This is a genomic window from Polymorphospora sp. NPDC050346 (genome assembly GCF_040655695.1).
Lineage (GTDB): Bacteria > Actinomycetota > Actinomycetes > Mycobacteriales > Micromonosporaceae > Polymorphospora > Polymorphospora lycopeni.
Genome location: NZ_JBFAKM010000026.1, coordinates 46,059 through 63,428 on the forward strand (window position 1 = coordinate 46,059; position 17,370 = coordinate 63,428).

The window sequence follows — 17,370 nt, forward strand, 5'->3', positions numbered from 1 at the left end:
ACAATCCGGGCGTACGCGTAATACGTACGCCCGGATTTGTCTTTTCAAAGCGCTGCGCTCGCCGCCCGCAGCAAGGACGCCGAGCCGGCCCCGTCCGCCTCCGTGATGATCGTTTCCTGGCGCGCCGCAGCGCGGATGAATCCAGTGGCGGCATGGGTGGCACAGCGAGTGGCCATGACCACGATGTCTGCCCGACGAACCCACTGCTTCAGCTGCGGACCGCCCACATGATCGCTGCGGCATCGTACGGTCAGCGCGGGCGCCATCGCCTCCAGCGCTTCGCGCGCCCGGCGTAGAGCGCCCTCGTCCAAGGAGTAGAGCAGAATCTCCCGTGCCGTGTCCGGCACGGTGTACGACACGCCGGGCTGCCCTTCGACGTTCCACAGCAGGCCGAGCCCGAGTTCGCCATCGATAATCCGGGCGAGGGCGAGCTGATCGGCCTCCAACCGGGTCCGCTGGTTGGACAAGGGAGAAAGCAAGGTGCTCACGATCTGCTCGCGGGCCTCCGGATCAGGTTCCGGGCCCCGCACGATGGAGTCGCACACGTCGAGCACGACAGAAGCGTTATTGACGCTGACCCAGCGATCCGACTCAGCTCCGAGATCGGCCAACAACTGCCGGTAATCACTCGCGGTCAACCCGTCTCGCAACGCAATCTCGAGAAGGGCGACGATGCCGGCCAGGTCGCTGGATCGGAATCGACCGTAAGTAAAAGCGTTACCGAGGAAGGCCCGAGCGGTCCGCCCGGCCGGCTCGCCGAATCCGTTAGCGTCGACAAACGCGCCGACGATTTCCCAGGCACGCTCGGCACCGGCGTCGTCAAGGCTGTTCAGCCGATCGGCAAGGGCCTGGTCGGCGGCCGCGGCAGGTTCCCAGGAACGCCACGTCTCCTCAGCCAGCAACGGCCGGACGTCGTCGCCGGCGGCGATCGCCTCGGCCAGTTCGGTCCAACTGGCCGGGGCCAGGCGTGTTTCGGCCTCCCGGCCTTCTTCTTCCTCCTTCGCCATCTCGGCCTCGACGGTGTACGACCGGAGAATCGGATCGACCGACTCGACGATGCCGAGCGGCGCATCAACCAGACGCTGCCAGGCGTCCTCATCGGCGCGAAGCCGGTGCCAGAGGTCGGCGTTCCTGCTGGCTGCCGAGGTGAGCGCCAGTACCGTCAAGGCGTCGACGCCGAGGTCGCTCAGCGGCCCGTCGCCCAGTACCGGCGCCAGCGAGGCATCACGCCTCAGCACCTCTCGCGCGGCATCCAGATCGCCTGCCATGAGAGGGGCGGCGACCAGGGTCGAGTGCAGGGCGTCCAGGACGGCCTCGCGGACCGGTGCCGGCGGCCGGGTGGTCACGATATCGCGCAGGTTGGGCAGGCGCAGCAGTTCGCTGTGCCGTCCCATGCGAGCCAGTCGTTTGACCGTCAGGTAGGCGATGTTCATGCCGCCCAGGCCGGCACTCTCGAGACGGCTTAACAACTCGGCGGAGCTGCGGTGGTCGCCCGAGGCCATGGCCAGGTCGAACTCGGCGAGCAGCCGGCCCACCGGCAGAGTCTCGCTCCACTGCGTGGCCGGTTGATCGGCGACGACCCGGTGCATCCGCTTCAGAGCGATCCAAAGTTCCTTGGAGGTGGCCTGGGAGTATTCCAGGACGAAGGCTCGTCGATGCCCGGCGAACGTGGCCACTGCGTCGTCGATCGGATCGCCGGCACGCAGCGGCTCCGGGCGGTCGGCGAATACGGCATGGCTGGGCACCACGAAGGCGTTCAACCATTCGCGTACGGTGGTGGCCTTCCGGGCATCCCGGGGGATCACGTAGACGTTCTTGCGGTCCTTGCCGGGCTCGTTGCGCGGCAGGATGTACGGTACGTCGGATCCCTGCACGGCGAACGCCGCCAGGAATTCGGCCAGGAACCTGGCCGTGTTCGAACCGGGGTCGCGCCCGGGCCAACTCGCGTTGCCCGGGCCGAAAAAGGTGTCGAGAAAGGTCTCGTGATTCACCGCGTCGCCTCGCTCCGCGTACCGAACCGGCGCTCGAAATCCAGCCGCGCCGCGGCGGCCATCGCCGGATCGACGCGATAGCTGATGGCCTCGTCGTTTACCGCCATGCCCCGGTAGGTAAAGTTCATCGAACCGGTGATCAGCCAGTCGTCGCCGCACAGCGTCTTCTCGTGCACGTCCTCGACCTTGATAACGTTGACCGAGCCGCTGACCGCGTGCCGGACAAGCCGGGTGAGAAAGACGTTGTTGAACTGGTCGGGCCGGATGGCTACGGAAACGCGGCCACCGGCGCGCGTGATGCCGGCCAACACCTCGGCAAGTGTGTATATCCGACTGGACGGGTCGGGGAAGACCGCGTCGTACGCCGCGCTCCGGTTGTCGATCGCGTCCACGTCACCTATCCACGGCGATACCAGCCACAGTTGCGGACTGGGCGTCATAAGCTCGGCCAGCAAAGCCGTGGCCAGAATCCCGTCGATCCGCACCCCGGTACGCGCACTGGTGCGTACCACTCGTTCGTCGGTCACTGGGCGAACTCCCGAATCTCCACGACGCAGCGGATCTGTCCGGCCTCCCGGTCCACGGAGCGGATGTGGCCGTACACCCGCAGCCCGCCATGATCCACCGCCGTGGTCGGCACTCGGCGCATGGCCGCGGTCAGGTCAGCCGTTCGGTCGACGGGCGCGGTCAGTTGTACCGCACCGTCGGACGTGATCACCGCGACGTACCTCTGCCGCCAACCCGCGGCCGTCACATCTATCCGGGTCAGCCGCTGGTCATGAGCCGCCTGCACCAGCAGGCGGTCCAGCAGCGCGCCCGGCGCGAACGGATGATAGTGCACCAACTGCTGGGAGCGGGCCTCGGCGCCGCGCGGCCAGAGCAGGCTGTAGACCTGATCCGCACCGTACCGGCGGGTGTCCAGGCCGGGCACGGCGACATGCCCCTTGCCGACCAGGTAGGCGAACACCGCAGCGTCGACTTCGAAGCCCAACTGCATCTGCGTCTCGTCCCAGGTCCGTGTCAACTCGAGCACCAGCCGATCGGTGTTCTGATCCGTTCCCTTACGGAGCAGACGTGCGGAGAGCGCGGAGACGGCCTGTTGCCGGGGGTACCCGTCGATCGTCGCCCAGGCTCGGCGGAGCTCGCGCAACGCCTCCTCGGCCGCGCCGGCCGACGGCGGGTTGCGCAGGACCGCTATCTGCCGAGCCGCCGTCGAGTACGGGTCATCGACAATGTGTTGCAGCAGTTGTGTGAGGGTGTCGTGGAGGTATTCGTAGTCGCTGGGGGAAAGGGCGTTGTCGACCAACGACCAGAATCGGCGTGGATCCTCCTGGTAGTAGGGCACCAATTGGGTGATGACGCCCAGCCCGCCGAGTGCCGTCTCGCTCAGCCAGATCGTGGTGACCCCGTCTGGCGTGTCCGGCGCGATCACGTCAACCGTGAGATCGCCGTCCTGCGCGTCGGGGCAGGCACGTTGGGCGGCAGCCAGGACCGCTGCGGCGATGGTTTCCCGGTACGCGCGACGCGCCAGGTCGGCGGTCCGCACGCCGATGTCTTCGCACCAAAGCAGTTGGCTGTGTCGGTCGACCGACTCCCGGACAGCTTTCAGAGTGGCCAGATGCCGCAGGTCGGCGGTGAGACGGTCCGGGGCGGCGCCGCTGCCCTCGCTGCGGTAGATGGCGTTGAGCACTTGCTCGACCTGATCGGACCACCGACCGTCGGACAGCGATCGATGTGCCGCCTCGGAATCGTCGGGGCCGTCGCCGCATCGCGCGAGGGCATAGGCGGTGGTGTACACGAGGGCCAGCCATCCTCGCGCGAACACGTTGACGTTCTCATCGAGCTCCGGATCGGCCGCGAGCGCGGCCTTGAAAGCCTGGAAGCGCCACTGCGGCGAGCGCATGTAGGTGACGATCCGTTCGTCGGACGGGTCTAGCGCCGAGATCGTGAACCGGATCGCGTCGACGTTCAGCCGGAATCCGAGCGCGGCCGGCGCGTCCTGGTGCCGGTATTCCACCTTGCGGGTGGTCCGGTCCGTACCGATCTGAGTTGTGCAGTTCGCGCCGGTGGTCATGCGGCGCACCTCGACGGGATTACCGGCCGCGCTGGTCGCGAATCCGACCGACCGAATGCGCTCCTCCCACAGCGACGGCTTCGGGATCGCGCCGCCGTAAAGATGGTCCGGAACGAACTCGGACTCCCAGACTGGAATTGCCTGTGACTGATCCTTGACGTCACGTGGCGGCTCGGTGAGCTTGATGACGTGCGGACGGAGCACCCGGAGCGCGGGCCCGCCGGGTGGTTGCCAGAGTCCTTCGTCGTCGTACTGCTCAACGAAGGAGGTGATGTCCAGGGCGCCACCGTCTCGGGGTCCGGGCAACGGCAGCCAGGTTCGGTCGTAGGCGTTCCGGTAACCGTACCGGCGACTCACCCGGCCCGGCACGGCTTCGCGGAGAGCGCGTTCGATTGGCATGCGTTCGTCGTCCGCCTTGAACGGCAACCGAAACGTCACCTCCGGCAGGTTCAGCGGATCGAAGAGCGTTCGGGTCACGAATTCTGGCAGCATCGAGCCCGGCCGCGCGCCGGCCTCCTCCGTCCGCCAGTCCGTCTCCAGGCGGCGTAGGATTGTCGGCACCACCGCCAGCAGCAATGAGCGAGGCGCCTCCCACATCAGCGCGATGACCTCATCGGCCGGGATGCCCAGCGATCGCCGCAGCCAGGTCGCAAGGTCGTCCTGTGTCTTTGTGTCCTCCAGCAGGACCTTCAGTTCCTTGACGACAGCGTCGGCATCCCGATGCCGGGACTTGCCGGAGGCAGGTGCCCGAACCACTTGCCGGCTATCGCACTGGGCGCGCCGTCCGATCCAGTCCAGCATCGACTGGGCGGCCTGAATCTTCAGTACGAAACGATTACCCACCGGCAGCCGCCGGGGTGGCAATTCCGGTGCGAACAATTGGTCGTACGCCTGGTAGGTCAGCCGATCCCGGCCGAAGTCCGACAGCGTCACCACGGTCCACGGCCGGGTCAGGCGACGCCGACCAGCCCGCCCACGTCGCTGCAAGAACGACGCCGCGTCGCGCGGCGCCTTGTGCTGCAGAACCAATCCGACCCGGTCGTCGTCCACGCCGACCTCGAGGGAGGCGGTCGCCACCACCAAGTCCGAATCCTGATCCACCCCACTGTCCTGTGAGGAGGTACGGGTAACGCGCAGACCGTAGCGGACAGCTAGCGGATCCAGTTCCCGCTTGGTGGCGTGGACCAGGTCCCACCGCTGACCGTTCACAAATTGCTCGTCGGTGCCACTGTCCCTCGAACGCAGCCCGGCGAGCACCGGCGACCGGTTGTTCCGTCCCGGGCCGTGGCCTTCCGCGTGCGAGAGATCGTTGAACAGACGGTTCGTCACGTCCAAGTCATCGGTAAATACGAATCCCCGCGAGCCGTAGAGCCACTCGTCCCCGCGAGGATCGAGGACACGAGCGTGCAGCATCGCAGCCTGGATGGTGGTCGACAGCGGGCTCACCCGCGACACCGGGTCCACCCGGACCGCCATCGCGTACTCGCGGCCCTCCTCGTCCATGTCCTCGGGGCGGGGGGTCAAGTAGTCGACATCGTGCCGGTCGACACCGGTGAGTTCACTGAAGAAGTCCGCCGCGTCGCGCAGGGTCGCGCTCAAGCCGACCATCGTCGCCTGCTTCCCGCCGAGCCCGCTGCGCCACCGCCGCAACAGCAGGGCCACCTGAGCGCCGTGCATGCCGCTGTAGGTGTGCGCCTCGTCAAGCAGCACCAGCCGGGGCACCCGGCGGCCGTTCCAGCCGAGCAGGGCGCCCTGCCGGGGATCCGTGCTGCTCAGGTTGAGCATCTCGGTGCTGGTAAAAAGTAGGTCGGGCGGATCCCGGTACAGGCCTTCCCGGGTCAGTACCAGATGCTCGATCACTGGCTGATCACAACTCGGGTCGATGCACTGCAGGTGCTCCCGTGGCGTCACCGCCGATCGGTCCACCTCCGCCCACACCAAGTCACCGCGGCAATTCGGACACTTGAGGTAGGGACAGATGGCATCCGCGCCGTGGCGAGCCCACGCTCCGTCCACGCGGTGGCCGGTCAGCCGCCTGTCCGCGGCGTTGTAAACGGTGTCGCCGTATAGGACGCCGATTCGCAGACCGCGGTTGCCGTACGCGGTAAGCGCCCCATTGATCGCGGTGGTGTTGGCGACCGCCTCCCGGAGTTGGTCGCGCAGGAGTTCGTTGCGTGGGTACAGCGCGAGAGTGTGTACCCCGGTGCCGCCGGTGTAGGCATGGTCGGACATGGCCAGCAGCGCCGGCAGGTAGAACGACAGAGTCTTCCCGCTGCCCGTCCCGGCGCCGACGATGACGGCACGGCCGCCGCCGGCGAGGAGGTTTTCGCGGATCGCGATACTGGCATCTACCTGGAAACGGGCCAGGTCACGCTTGCCCAGCAGGGCCTCGATGACTGCGCGCTGCCGGGTGTCGAGGCCCGTTCCGTTCGCTGATGGCAGTGCCGCGACCACCTCAGCGGCGGGAACGTTCCGGGCTGGGTAGCGACGTCGGTCGACGTGCAGACGGTAGTCGGCGACCAGGCGCGGCGCCCCATCCCACCAGCGTCCGGTCCGTTTGCTGCCGTCTCGGGGCGGAAAGATCTGGCGCAGGGCCGCGGTGAGGCGGACCGTCTCGGCCAGCCGCGTCCGGTAGGTGGGCGGTGACGTCCGGGGAGACACCGTGATCACCAAACCCCGGTCGTCCAACTCCTGCAGCACGTCGTCGACCGACACCTCCGGTGCACCCAGGGCGTAGACGCGATTCTCGATCACCGCCCGCAGTTCGTCACGGGAGATCACACCGCTGGTCACGCCCCATGTCAGGAGGGGCAGTTCGAGATCCTCGATGTCATCGAGAATTTCGGACAGGAAGCGCTGTGGAACAGTCATGTCACCCTCCGCCGGACTTGAACCGTGCGGGCGAGTCCGCGTTCGCTGAGCAGGCGGAGGTCGTCCACCGTCAGTTTGTCGAGCGTCGTACCCACGGTGAGCCGCTGCAATAGATCGAGCAGTTTCGGGTCCGGGTCCGGCGCCGCGTCGAGTTGCTCACGCAGCGAACCGTGGACCGCCAGGAATTGGGTGATGGCTGCGGCGCGGGGCTCACCGGCGCGCAGCTTTTCGAGATCTTTCATGCCTGCGCCGGCAGTCGTGGCCTCCGCTCCCTCGAGCATCACCAGCCGATCTCGGCGCAACTCGGCGAGTCGCTCGGTGCACCAGGCGTGCCACGTCTCCGCCAGGCGGGCGCCGATGTCCTCCCCCACCCGTGTCACCTTGGCGATGGCGCCGTTCAGCGCCGAGTCGGAAGGCACGCCGCCTGCCGCGCGCTGCCGGAAGATTGACAGACCGTTCTCGGTCTTCTGCAGATCGATCGACGCGCCGTGGGCGTTCAGGCGCCGGGCGGCCTCAAGCACGATGCGCAGCCGGCCGAGTCGCTCGTGAAGCTGATCGATTTTGGTCGTGGTTGCGAAGGTGCTGACCTCCTCCGCCTGGCTTATCTGAATCTGGCGGGCCGCGGCAGCGAGTTGCAGGGCCTTTTCCATGACGGACTGATCACTCATCGAATTCCCCTCGCGCCAACTCCTGGCCCACGATCTGCTCCCACTCGATACAGACGGCCTTGACCTGTTCAGCCATGTCGTTGCCAGCGCCGCTCGTGCGCAACTCGGCCGCCTTCAAACTGTTGGTGAGCCAGGCGTCGCATTCCGCCAGGAAATCGGTCAGCGGTTTCAAAGTGGCGCCCCGACTCCGGGTGGCCGTGGCGATGGCGAGTTTCCGCCATTTGCTGTCGTCCGCGTTGTCCAGTTGCTGAAGGTCGCGCCGCAACTGGTCGAGGGCCTGGGAACTGAACTCCGCTGCCGTACTCAGCCGCTGGGGGAAGGTGTGCCGGAAGTCTTCCCCGCCTGGGAGAAGGCCGACGTTGCTGGCGAGCTTGAACGCCTGGTCGATGGCGGTCAGGGTGTCGTTGAGGCTCACCCCGGGTGGCATCAGCACGGACACCTGCCTATTGATCTCGCGGAGCGCGGCGTTCTGGTTCTCGATCAGGCTATCGATCTTCGTGAGCGGGACGTTGGCCGGATAGATCCACTTGGCCGCGGACGGAACCGACCGCCAAGCCCAGTCGGACGCCTGTCGGATCAGCGGAAGGACGCGACCGGTGTCGAGGATCCGGGTGGCGCCGGTCGCGCCCTGGCGGGCACCTAGCAACTGCCGGAGTTCCGAGACCAGGGTCGGACGAGCGATTCGGTGATTGTCGAAAGCGACCTTCCATGCATCGATCCGCAGAGCGGCATCGACCAACTGCCATGTAGCCCCGTCGTCGAAGGCGGCGGCCATCAGTTCCGTTTCGGTCATGGCCGGATGCGCTTGCCCAGCAATCGCAGCCCCGATCAGAGAGGTTCGGAGAGCTTCGGCCAGAAGTTCGCTGTCGCCGTCCCGGACCCGCAGGACCTCCTTGACCAGATCCCGCTGGTGCCGTTCGGCGATCTGGGCGAGGCGCCGCAGAGCCTTTTCGTTGCCCGGATCCTCCACCTTCGCATGGAGAGTGAGCAGTCGAGAGAAGAAGACAGCGTTATCGGCGTTGCGAACGAATCGGATCGAGGCGGCCCCGTTCTGCGCCTCGGCTGCCGCGTCCTGGATCGAGACCACCCTAGAACTGTTCGGCCACGCCGCTTTCTTGACGTCGGCGGCCGGTTCACCCATCAGAGGTGTGCTCCAGTCGCACCGGTTGATCACCGCTGTGCTGATGAGGCGGCGGATCTCCGAGGCGGTACCCTGAACCAGCGGCTGGTGACCGGCTTCCCATTGCTCAATTGCTGCCAGGTGCATGCGCAATGACTTGGGCCAGGCGGCCTTCGGATCTACCGGGCCGGGCTCAGGCATCGTCGGCTTGTCGGTCGTCTTGGCCGGTGGCGTGACGGCCGGTCGTTCACTGTGCGGCCGCACGGCGAGTGCGGGGATGGCGAAAGCGTCGTGGATGCCGGATTCGAGATTGACGATCTCTTCCGGCGCGTCGCCCCAGAACTCCAGAAGCAGAGCCCGCCGCGCGGAGTCGGCCGGGTCCGCCTCGTCGATACCGACCTTGACCGTCGCCCGCAGCGGCTTCTCGGTACGGACGGAAGGAAACTGCTCCCGGAACCGTGGACCCGGGAACGCGCCGGAGGCCATCTCCTCCGCGTCCTCGAGCACCGGCCGGATCACCCGGCCGATGATGCGTCGGGGGTTGAACGTGTCGCCCTCGTCCCGGCCAGGAGTGCTCCGGATGGCGCGGCGCAGGGCCGTCCAATTGAAGGGGAAGAGGCCGTGTCCACTCGCGGAGACACCGAACGCCTCGTGGCAAGACTCGCGGAACTGACAGTCAAGGCAGGCATTCGGTACCGGCGCGTTGTCAGTGACTCCTGCGGCCTCGAGCCGCTCGACGCCAATGCGTGCGGCATTCAGGTAGCGACCGACGAAATTCTCAGTCCGCTGCCGCCCCTCGGGGTCATCGTCGAAGTCGGTGTCCAAGTCATAGACGTACGGGGTGGTGGCCTCCATCCGGGTGACAACCGTCTTGGCCAGGTCGCGGTAGTAGCCGGAGGTGATCGCCATCAGCGTCCGTACGGGCGCGTACACCTGCTTGCCCTCGCGCACCCCGGCCTCGATCAGTACGTCGAGTAGATCACGCTGTAGGCCCTGGATGACCGCGAAGTCCTCGATCAGCAGGACAATCTCCTTGTCCTGCCGGCGGTACTCCTCCCGGATGGTCAGCATGGCGTCCTGCAGTCGGCCACCGAGCTTGAACACCTGCTGTACCGCGGTGGAGAGATTCTCGGTGATCAGTTCGGCCGCGGCCGCCTGGAGTTGCGGCCGGCTCATGATCATCGTGAGCAGCGCCCGTACCCGCTGGGCGGCCTCGTTCACGTCGCTGATGTGCGGCAGATCCTCCGGGGTGAACCGGGTCGGCCGGTCAGACTCGCCGTCGCCTCGGTCGTTGAGCAGGCTCGCCGCCAGGCGTGGGATCAACGACTGGGGATTGTCCGTGAGGTGGTGTCCGACGGCGACGTCTCGCAGCACCTCAGCCAGTTTACCCGGGCCGACCAGTGCCCGGCGGTGCGAATCGGTGCCCGGCTCCGCGACGGCGACCGCCTCGGCCAGCGTGAACAGCAGTTGCCGCTGGAGCGCCTTCTCGTCCATGCCGCTGGCGAGGTCGTCCACTTGGTTGCGGAGTTGAGTGAGCTTCTCGCTCTGGATGTCATCGCGCTCGAGCAGGATGCGCACTAGGGCGCGAAGACTCGTGCTCGCCTTGGGAATGTGGATGATCACCCGGTGGTCGGCCGGCAATCGCCGGGTGCGCTCGTAGACCCAGCGCACGAGGTGCGACTTCCCGGTGCCGGACTCTCCGATCACCGGCATGAGCAGCGCGCCGTTGCCCGGCTGCCGATTCAGGAAATCGTTGAGCACCTCCTCCTCGGTGACGGTGGCCCCGGCGACGTCGGCGAGGAGTTGCGGATCACGCCGGCGGATGGCCAGTGGCGCGTGGGTCGCCAGGAACACCGCGGTGGACGGGCTGACCGCCTCCGTGCTCAGCGTCGAGATCGCCGTGGAGACCGTCCAACACACCCGGTCCTTCAGATCAGACATGGATCACGTCTCCGATCTCGACATCAGTGAACAGTCCGACACCGCCGGCGGCGGCCGGATCGAGGTACTGGATGCCGTTGCTGGCGTCCGAGGCGGTGGTCAGTCTCAGCCATCCGTCCTCCTGGCCGCGCTGCAGCGCAAAGGCCATGCTGTCGGCGACCCCGCGTGGCCCGGTGGGCAGTCCCAGCGCCTCGCTGAACGCGCCGCCGGGAAAGACGGGAAGCGCATCGAGAAGACCGGAGACAAACGTTTGCCCGTCTAGCCGGGTACCCGGTTTCCACAGAGTCCGCACCACACCGCGGACCGCTCGGGTGGGATCCGGCACCAACCCGGGTGTGCCCTCCTCACCGAGCAGTTGCCAGTTCGCGAAACCGAGAGCGGGGGCCCAGTAGGTGAAGAGGTTCCAGCGTGTCTCGTTCTGGAGCGGGTTACCCAAGCCGTCGTCCAGGACCTTGTGCTGCTCACCGCCAAACGTCTTTTTCGTGACGGCCTCCGACTGGCTACCGCGGGTGAGGAACCAGCAAAGCGCGCGGAGAAGGTCCTTGCCGTCGGTCAGGGAGGGGTCGGTGGCCACCGCCTCGGGGGTGACTCGGGTCAGTACCCTCCACCGGACCAGGTCGTAGAAGGCGGCAATGTCGTCGCCGTTGATCTTTTCGAGCAGGGCGAGCTTGCCTTCGTCGTTACTCACCAGCCCCAGGCCTGTCGCCAGCCGGAGAGCCTTGTCGAAGACCTGCGCCGTGTCGGTGCCTTCCTTGAACAAGGTGGGCGGGCTGAGCAGGGCCTTCGCATCCGCCAGGGATTGCTTCCGGCCGGGCTGAGTGGCCAGGTGCCGTACCAGCGCCCAGAGCGGTCGCGGCAGTGACGATTCGACATTGATGAGCGCTACCATGCGGGGTCCTTCGAGAGGATGTCGAGCGGGATTGCCTTGTTCACGTATCTGAGCGGGGTACGGGGGCGCTCCGGGTCGGGCAGGTCCACCGGGTGGACAAGATAGGTCGGCGCTGTCCCGCTGAGGCGCACCCCCACCGCCTCTGGCAGCGAGGTGGCCGTGGGGTCGAGGACCCACAGAATCGGCCCCTGGTACGAACTGGCCAGACTCTCGTCGCTATCCATGACGATCGGGTAGGGCGCTGACCGGCGCTGTACTCTCGCCAGCAGGCCGAGCGTCAGTCCGGCCCCGCCAACCACCGCGCAACCCTGGCGGACGAGTTTCTCGATCAGGTCCGGCAGCAGGTCGGCAAGGTGTTCGCGCCGCGTCCAGTAGATGCTCAGCAGCGGGCTGCCACCCCGGTACCGGGCCAGCGGATCGGGTCGACCGGGCCAATCCACGCTTGCCGGCCACGGGCTGAGGCCGCGCCGGCGCATCCCGGTCGCCTTGTCGGCGTCGCGGTGCCTCCGGCAGTGCGGACAACTGCGGCAGGAGAGCGCCGTGGTCAGGATGCCCTCCTGCCAGTTCAGCCGGTAGTACTCTGCGAGAACCTCGGACACGCATCGTTCGCCGCGCAACAGCGAGACCAGTTGGTGCAGCGCCGCTCGCTGTTGGTCGTGCACCACCTGGCGCTGCGCACCGAGGCGCTCTTTGAAATACGCCGGGTCGTTGAGCTGACCGTCCCGCTCAGTAACCACCCGCAGGATGGCCTGGTGGCCGATGGTTGAATCGCTCTCCTCCTGATCGCGCCACCGGGCCGGCGCTTCCTGGCGGATAAGGCGGGCCTGCTCCATCAGGTTGAGCAGCCGGATGTTCCACTGGATGTTGCGGGCCGACTCCTCACGCAGATGCCGGGGCAACTCGGTCAGATCGATTTCGAGCATGTTATCTCCGACTGCCCGGGACTTCTGACGCATGGTGTGCCAGCGCACCCAGCCCAGGTCGTCGCCGATGAGAGTGACCCGATTGACTCTCTCGGCCAGGCTCCGGTCGGTCGGCGCGGTGGCCAGGAACGCCACGCACGGCCGTCCGTCCCGTCCACCCCGACCAACCTCCTGGTAGTAGCGGTCGATCGTCTCGGGCAGGCAGGCGTGCACCACGGAACGGACATTCGGCATGTCCACGCCCAGGCCGAACGCCGAGGTGCCGACCACAATGTCGTACCGGGTCACGGCGTCGCCGCCCGTGGTGTCATCGCCGCGCCATCCGTTGATCACCATGCGGCGTTCACTCTCGCTGGAGTCGCCGGTGAGTTGGGTGACCCGGCCGAAACCGGCCCCGCGCAGCCGGCTGGCCCAATCGGCGGCGTCCTGCCGCGTGGTGGTGTAGAGGATCAGCGGCCGGGGCAGCGCGCCAATCGCCCCCATGACCGCGTCGTCGCGCATCGCCCGGTCATCAAAGTCCTCGACGAAATAGATCGGCTCGGCCCGGGTCTGCGCGGCCCAGACCAACTCCACCGGGCTGGGGCCACCGAACGAATCGGCCAGCGTACGGACTTGAGAAGCGGTGAAGGTGGCGCTCATCGCCACGGTCACCACCTCCCGTCCCGCCGGGGCCGCCTTCAACCAGGTCCGGCGCTTGGCGGCAATGGCCTGAAACTCTGGCCGGAAGTCGTTACCCCACTGCTCGACGATGTGCGCCTCGTCGATGATTAAATGCGTCAGATGACCGGCTGCCGCAGCCACGTCAAGAGCGTGGCTCAGTCCGGTGGTAAGGGCCTCCGGCGCCGCGATCACCATGCGCTGTTGCCCGCTGCGGATGTCGCGGCGGATCGTCTCCTTGTCGGCGTCGCTGAGGCTGCCGGTGTAGGCGAACAGCCGTTTTGCCGCCTCTCGGTCACCCTGCTTGGCCAACTGGCGCCGCAGCCGCCGCTCCATGTCCAGCGCGAGCACGACGGTCGGCACCACCATGACCGTCACCCCGCCGTGGCGAGTCGCCGGGAGCGTGCTGGCCCAGGCCACCTCGGTCTTGCCCTGGCCGGTCGGCAGGCAGAGGATCACCGTGCCGCCGCCCGGCGCGGTGGCCAGCGTTCGGGCGGCCTCCCGCTGCCCGTACGACGAGTAGTGCCCGAAACCGAGCGCCTCGGTCCAGAACGGGTCGGCAGGGAGGTCCCGTTGCCGGTCCGACATCTCGGCGTAGACCTGGTTCAGGTCCTCCTCGGCCGCCGGCGTCGCGGAGTCCTTGCCCTCGGGCACCCATGGTTCGGCGCTGATGCGCAGACCGGCGGCGGTCGGGAGGACCGTGCAACGAGCCGACTTCCACTGCGTCTCGTCCGGAAGGCCGGGATCCCGGGGTACGAGCAGCGAGTCCCGTACTCCAGTGCGGGCCTGGTGCTCGATGAGAACCTGCCGGGTCAAGGCCGCCACGTCACGCCAGCGGGCAGCACCGGTACTCAGGCCGGCCAGCGCATCGCGCAACCGCCGGGACGTGCCCACCGCCTCGATCGCCCCGCCCTCCGGCCAGGCCTGCCAGATCGACTGCGCGGTACGCCAGTCATCATGGTGCACGTCTGATCCCCCATTGGTTGCCGCTGACGATGCATGTCGCGGCGACTATCCGAATCGTCGGGTGGCGAAGACCGTCGATCAGGAGGTCGGCCATATCAACATCGGTCAGGTAACTCTCAGTGTCGGACAGGAGCCGGCCGGCGGTCTGCCGTGCCAGCGCCTGTGCTCGCTGGACTGCCAGCCGGCGATGACTCTCCTCGTACGCGGCTGTGCTCTTCTCCCGTAGGCTCTCGCTGCCAGCGACAAGTTCGCGGGCGGTCGCCTCAGCCGTCCGTGCCGCTCGCGCAAAGTGGGCGAGGCCGCCGAATCCGTTGAGGACCGGGGCGATACGGTCGGCGTTGAGGTTGATGTCGCGGGGACCATACGGGGCGTTCAGCCAGGCGAGCAACTGCTTGTCGGAGACCCGTTCACCGGCGGTATCCACCCAAACCCGCTCAATATAGGGCGGGAGCAACAGGTCAGCATGGCGACGAATCGCATGCCGGGCATCCTCACTCGACTTGCTGTGTCCCAGGGCTGCCGTCAGGTCGGCCTCGACCACCACCTCGAACCCGAAATGCACCGTTTCCTGGGGCTGGCCGGGGCGCCACAGAGCGGACGCTTGCCCCCGGTCATCGATAGCCATGACCGAGCCGAGCAGTTCGACCAGGGGATTACCGATCCGGAAGAGCCGAATGCCGCTCCCCTGCATGCCGGCGCTCTGCAGGCTGATGTTGCGGTTGAAGGCTCCGGTCATGCTGCCGTCTGGCAACCGCCTGCGGGCCTGCGCCAGGATCAGCGGCGAGATCAGCGGCGGGGCGCTGCTGTTGAAGCCGAACTTGGCTACGCTGCCGGAAGGGGGATCCACGGTCAGGCGGATGCCGCCGCTGGTGTGGTCAGTGATCGCGCGTAGCGCCCGCTCGTGACGTTGCCATCCCTGTTCCATGCGGGCGATCGCCCGGGCGACCCGGAGGCCGTTGCGATCCTCGTGGATGGACTCCAGCGCGTCCATCGCCTCAATCTCGGTCCGCTCCCTGCGCAGGGCGGCGGCGACCTCGCTGGTCCGGTTGGTGATCGCGGTAGGACCGTCGAGCAGGGCGGCCTCCCAGATCTCCTCCTGAAGCTCGTCCAGCCGGTCCTGCAACGCCGACAGGGATCCGTCGAAGGCGCCAACCGCGTCGACCAGCAGTTCGCGCCAGGCGGCGCTGAACGACTCGTCCGGGCTCCCGCCCGACTCACAGTGCTGAGCGGCGGGCTCCTTACCCGCGCCGGACCAGCCGGCAAAGCGGTCGACCCGGCCCAGCCGCTGCTCCAGCCGGTTCGGTGACCAGGGCAGCCGCAGGTGTACGACGACGTCCGCCTCCTGCAGGTTCACCCCGTCCTCGCCGCTGTCGTCGATGATTAACAGGCTGGGTCCGCCCGAACGCCAGCTCGTCAGATCAGCCGCGATGTGCTGGCTGTCGCGGCCTCGGGTGTGGCGCAGGATCGACCACTTGGTGCGCAGCAACAGCAACGTGGCGAGCTCGTCCGCCAGCCGCCCGGGCCCGCAGAACAGGATCGGGCGCTGGGCACCCTTCAGCGCCTGGCCCAGCCTGCCGAGGAACGGCGCCGGAGCAATCGTCGTGGCAATCAGTTCGGTCAGCGTCTGACGCTCCGTCGGCAGCACTGGCACGTTGCTGAGCAGCGCCCGCTCCGATGCCGACAGCCCGGCCCGGTCCGCGGCTGCGGCGGTGCCGTCCAGCCGCCACCGTAGGGCGTCGATCAGATCATTGGAGAGCTCGTCGACCCGGCTGGCAAGAACCGCGAGCACCTGGCCGTAGCTGGCCTGTCCTTCGCCGTCGTGGTCGAGAAGCCATCGGGCGACTCGCTGCTGCCATTCGAGCAGGGCACCCTGCAACAACGCTGCACGCTGACTGCCGAACGCCAGGGTGAACGGCCGACTGCGGCTGCTGACTTCGAAGGGTATCAAGTCGTCGTCACGCGTCGACAACACGTCGGCGCGGCGGTGCCGGATCATTCGACGGTGCATCCGATACGTCTCGCTGATATGCGCGCGCAACACTTCCAACGCCTCGACCAATCGCGGCCGGTCCGCCTCTTCGTGCAGATCACCGAATTCCGTAAGGAACTTGCGCACCTCGTCCGCGAGCCGATTGAACGTCACGTCCTGAGGGATCTGCGTGGCGATTTCGCCAAGCACGTCTGGCAGCAGCATCTCGAACTCGGCGTTGAGACCGTGGACGGCATTGGCGAGCAGTCGCCGATCCTCGAAACGAGCCCGGAACTGCTCCAGATCGGACCACTTGTAGAGGGTAGGATCGAGCAAGTGTAGAAGGCCGAGGTGCTGTTCCGGGCGAGCCGCGGCGGGTGTCGCGGAAAGAAGGATCAGCCGGGGCACCGAGTGCGCCAGAGAAGCCAACTCCAGGTAGGGCGTCTCCGTCGGATTGCCCGCCCGCGTGAGATTGTGCACCTCATCGACGATGACCAGGTCGAAGCCGTGGTACTCACGCCAGCGTGCGGGAGTCTCATGCTGCCCGATCCGAATCTCGGCGTTCGGGAAGTCGTCGATGAAGAACTTGGTACGGAGTTCAGCGCTCCACTGGCGGCGTAGGACGTCCGGTGCGAGCACGGCAATCCGGTCCGACGGATGATCGATAAGGTGCTGGCGAAGGACCAGTCCAGCTTCGATGGTCTTCCCAAGGCCTACTTCATCCGCCAGCAGGTACCGCTGCACCGGGTCGGTAAGCACGGTCAGAGCGGCGTCCACCTGGTGGGGGTAAATCTCGATGGCGGATGAAACCAGAGCCGAGAAGTTGGCCGATGCGGCACGTTGTCCCATCAGGCTGTACAGCATCGGAATCCGCGCGTCCCGGAAGTATCCCGACTCGTTCGCGCCGGCCGCGAGTACCTCTACTGGTGACTGAATCGGCCTATTCCACCGTACGTACAGTTCCTCGACGGGAATCTGAAGATCGAATTCCCGATTGGGCAGGCGAACCGCATAGCGCTGCGGGCCGCCACCCACAACGCGCCCGGCCTGCCAGGCACCGCTGCCGTCCTCCCCTGGCCAGTACACCCGCGTTTGCAGCGGCAGGGTGACGATCTGACACTGCTCCGCAGGGAGCGACCATTTCCGAGCGACCGGCTGCGCGGCTGACTCAAAAGACTCGACAAGCAGGCGTCCCCCGTCGTAAGCACGAATCTTTGCAACGCCGGGAATGGTAGGGTGTTGTACGAATTGTCCCGTAGGGTAGCTAGCGAGGAGCGATGGCACAGGGTCAGCGTAGCGAA

8 protein-coding genes are annotated in these 17,370 nt (G+C 67.0%); all 8 read right to left on the reverse strand.

Features of this window, described 5'->3' with window-relative positions; genetic code table 11:
• Positions 1-44: 44 nt before the first annotated feature.
• From dpdD to dpdE, 8 genes are read right to left on the reverse strand one after another with little or no spacing between them, the layout of a single operon-like run.
• Complete coding sequence (gene dpdD / locus AB0I42_RS24590; RefSeq protein WP_357540434.1) at positions 45-1,991, reverse strand: protein DpdD; 1,947 nt, start codon at positions 1,989-1,991, stop codon at positions 45-47.
• The gene (gene dpdK / locus AB0I42_RS24595; RefSeq protein WP_357540436.1) at positions 1,988-2,518 is read right to left on the reverse strand and encodes a phospholipase D-like domain-containing protein DpdK; all 531 of its coding nucleotides are present in this window, start codon (positions 2,516-2,518) and stop codon (positions 1,988-1,990) included. The genes dpdD and dpdK overlap by 4 nt, the downstream gene beginning before the upstream one ends.
• Positions 2,515-6,936 (reverse strand): protein DpdJ, encoded by a 4,422-nt coding sequence (gene dpdJ / locus AB0I42_RS24600; protein WP_357540438.1) that lies wholly within the window; start codon positions 6,934-6,936, stop codon positions 2,515-2,517. The genes dpdK and dpdJ overlap by 4 nt, the downstream gene beginning before the upstream one ends.
• A complete protein-coding gene (locus AB0I42_RS24605) occupies positions 6,933-7,604 on the reverse strand; it encodes a hypothetical protein (RefSeq protein WP_357540440.1) in 672 nt (223 codons plus the stop codon). The genes dpdJ and AB0I42_RS24605 overlap by 4 nt, the downstream gene beginning before the upstream one ends.
• The gene (gene dpdH / locus AB0I42_RS24610; protein ID WP_357540442.1) at positions 7,597-10,665 is read right to left on the reverse strand and encodes a protein DpdH; all 3,069 of its coding nucleotides are present in this window, start codon (positions 10,663-10,665) and stop codon (positions 7,597-7,599) included. Before dpdH ends, AB0I42_RS24605 begins: the two co-directional genes overlap by 8 nt.
• The gene (dpdG, locus tag AB0I42_RS24615) at positions 10,658-11,554 is read right to left on the reverse strand and encodes a protein DpdG (RefSeq protein ID WP_357540444.1); all 897 of its coding nucleotides are present in this window, start codon (positions 11,552-11,554) and stop codon (positions 10,658-10,660) included. Before dpdG ends, dpdH begins: the two co-directional genes overlap by 8 nt.
• Positions 11,548-14,100 carry a protein DpdF gene (dpdF, locus tag AB0I42_RS24620; RefSeq protein WP_357540446.1) on the reverse strand — a complete coding sequence of 851 codons (2,553 nt, stop codon included), beginning with the start codon at positions 14,098-14,100 and terminating at the stop codon, positions 11,548-11,550. The genes dpdG and dpdF overlap by 7 nt, the downstream gene beginning before the upstream one ends.
• Positions 14,090-17,353: a protein DpdE gene (gene dpdE, locus AB0I42_RS24625; RefSeq protein ID WP_357540448.1), complete on the reverse strand. Its 3,264-nt coding sequence runs from the start codon at positions 17,351-17,353 to the stop codon at positions 14,090-14,092. The genes dpdF and dpdE overlap by 11 nt, the downstream gene beginning before the upstream one ends.
• Positions 17,354-17,370 lie beyond the last annotated feature (17 nt).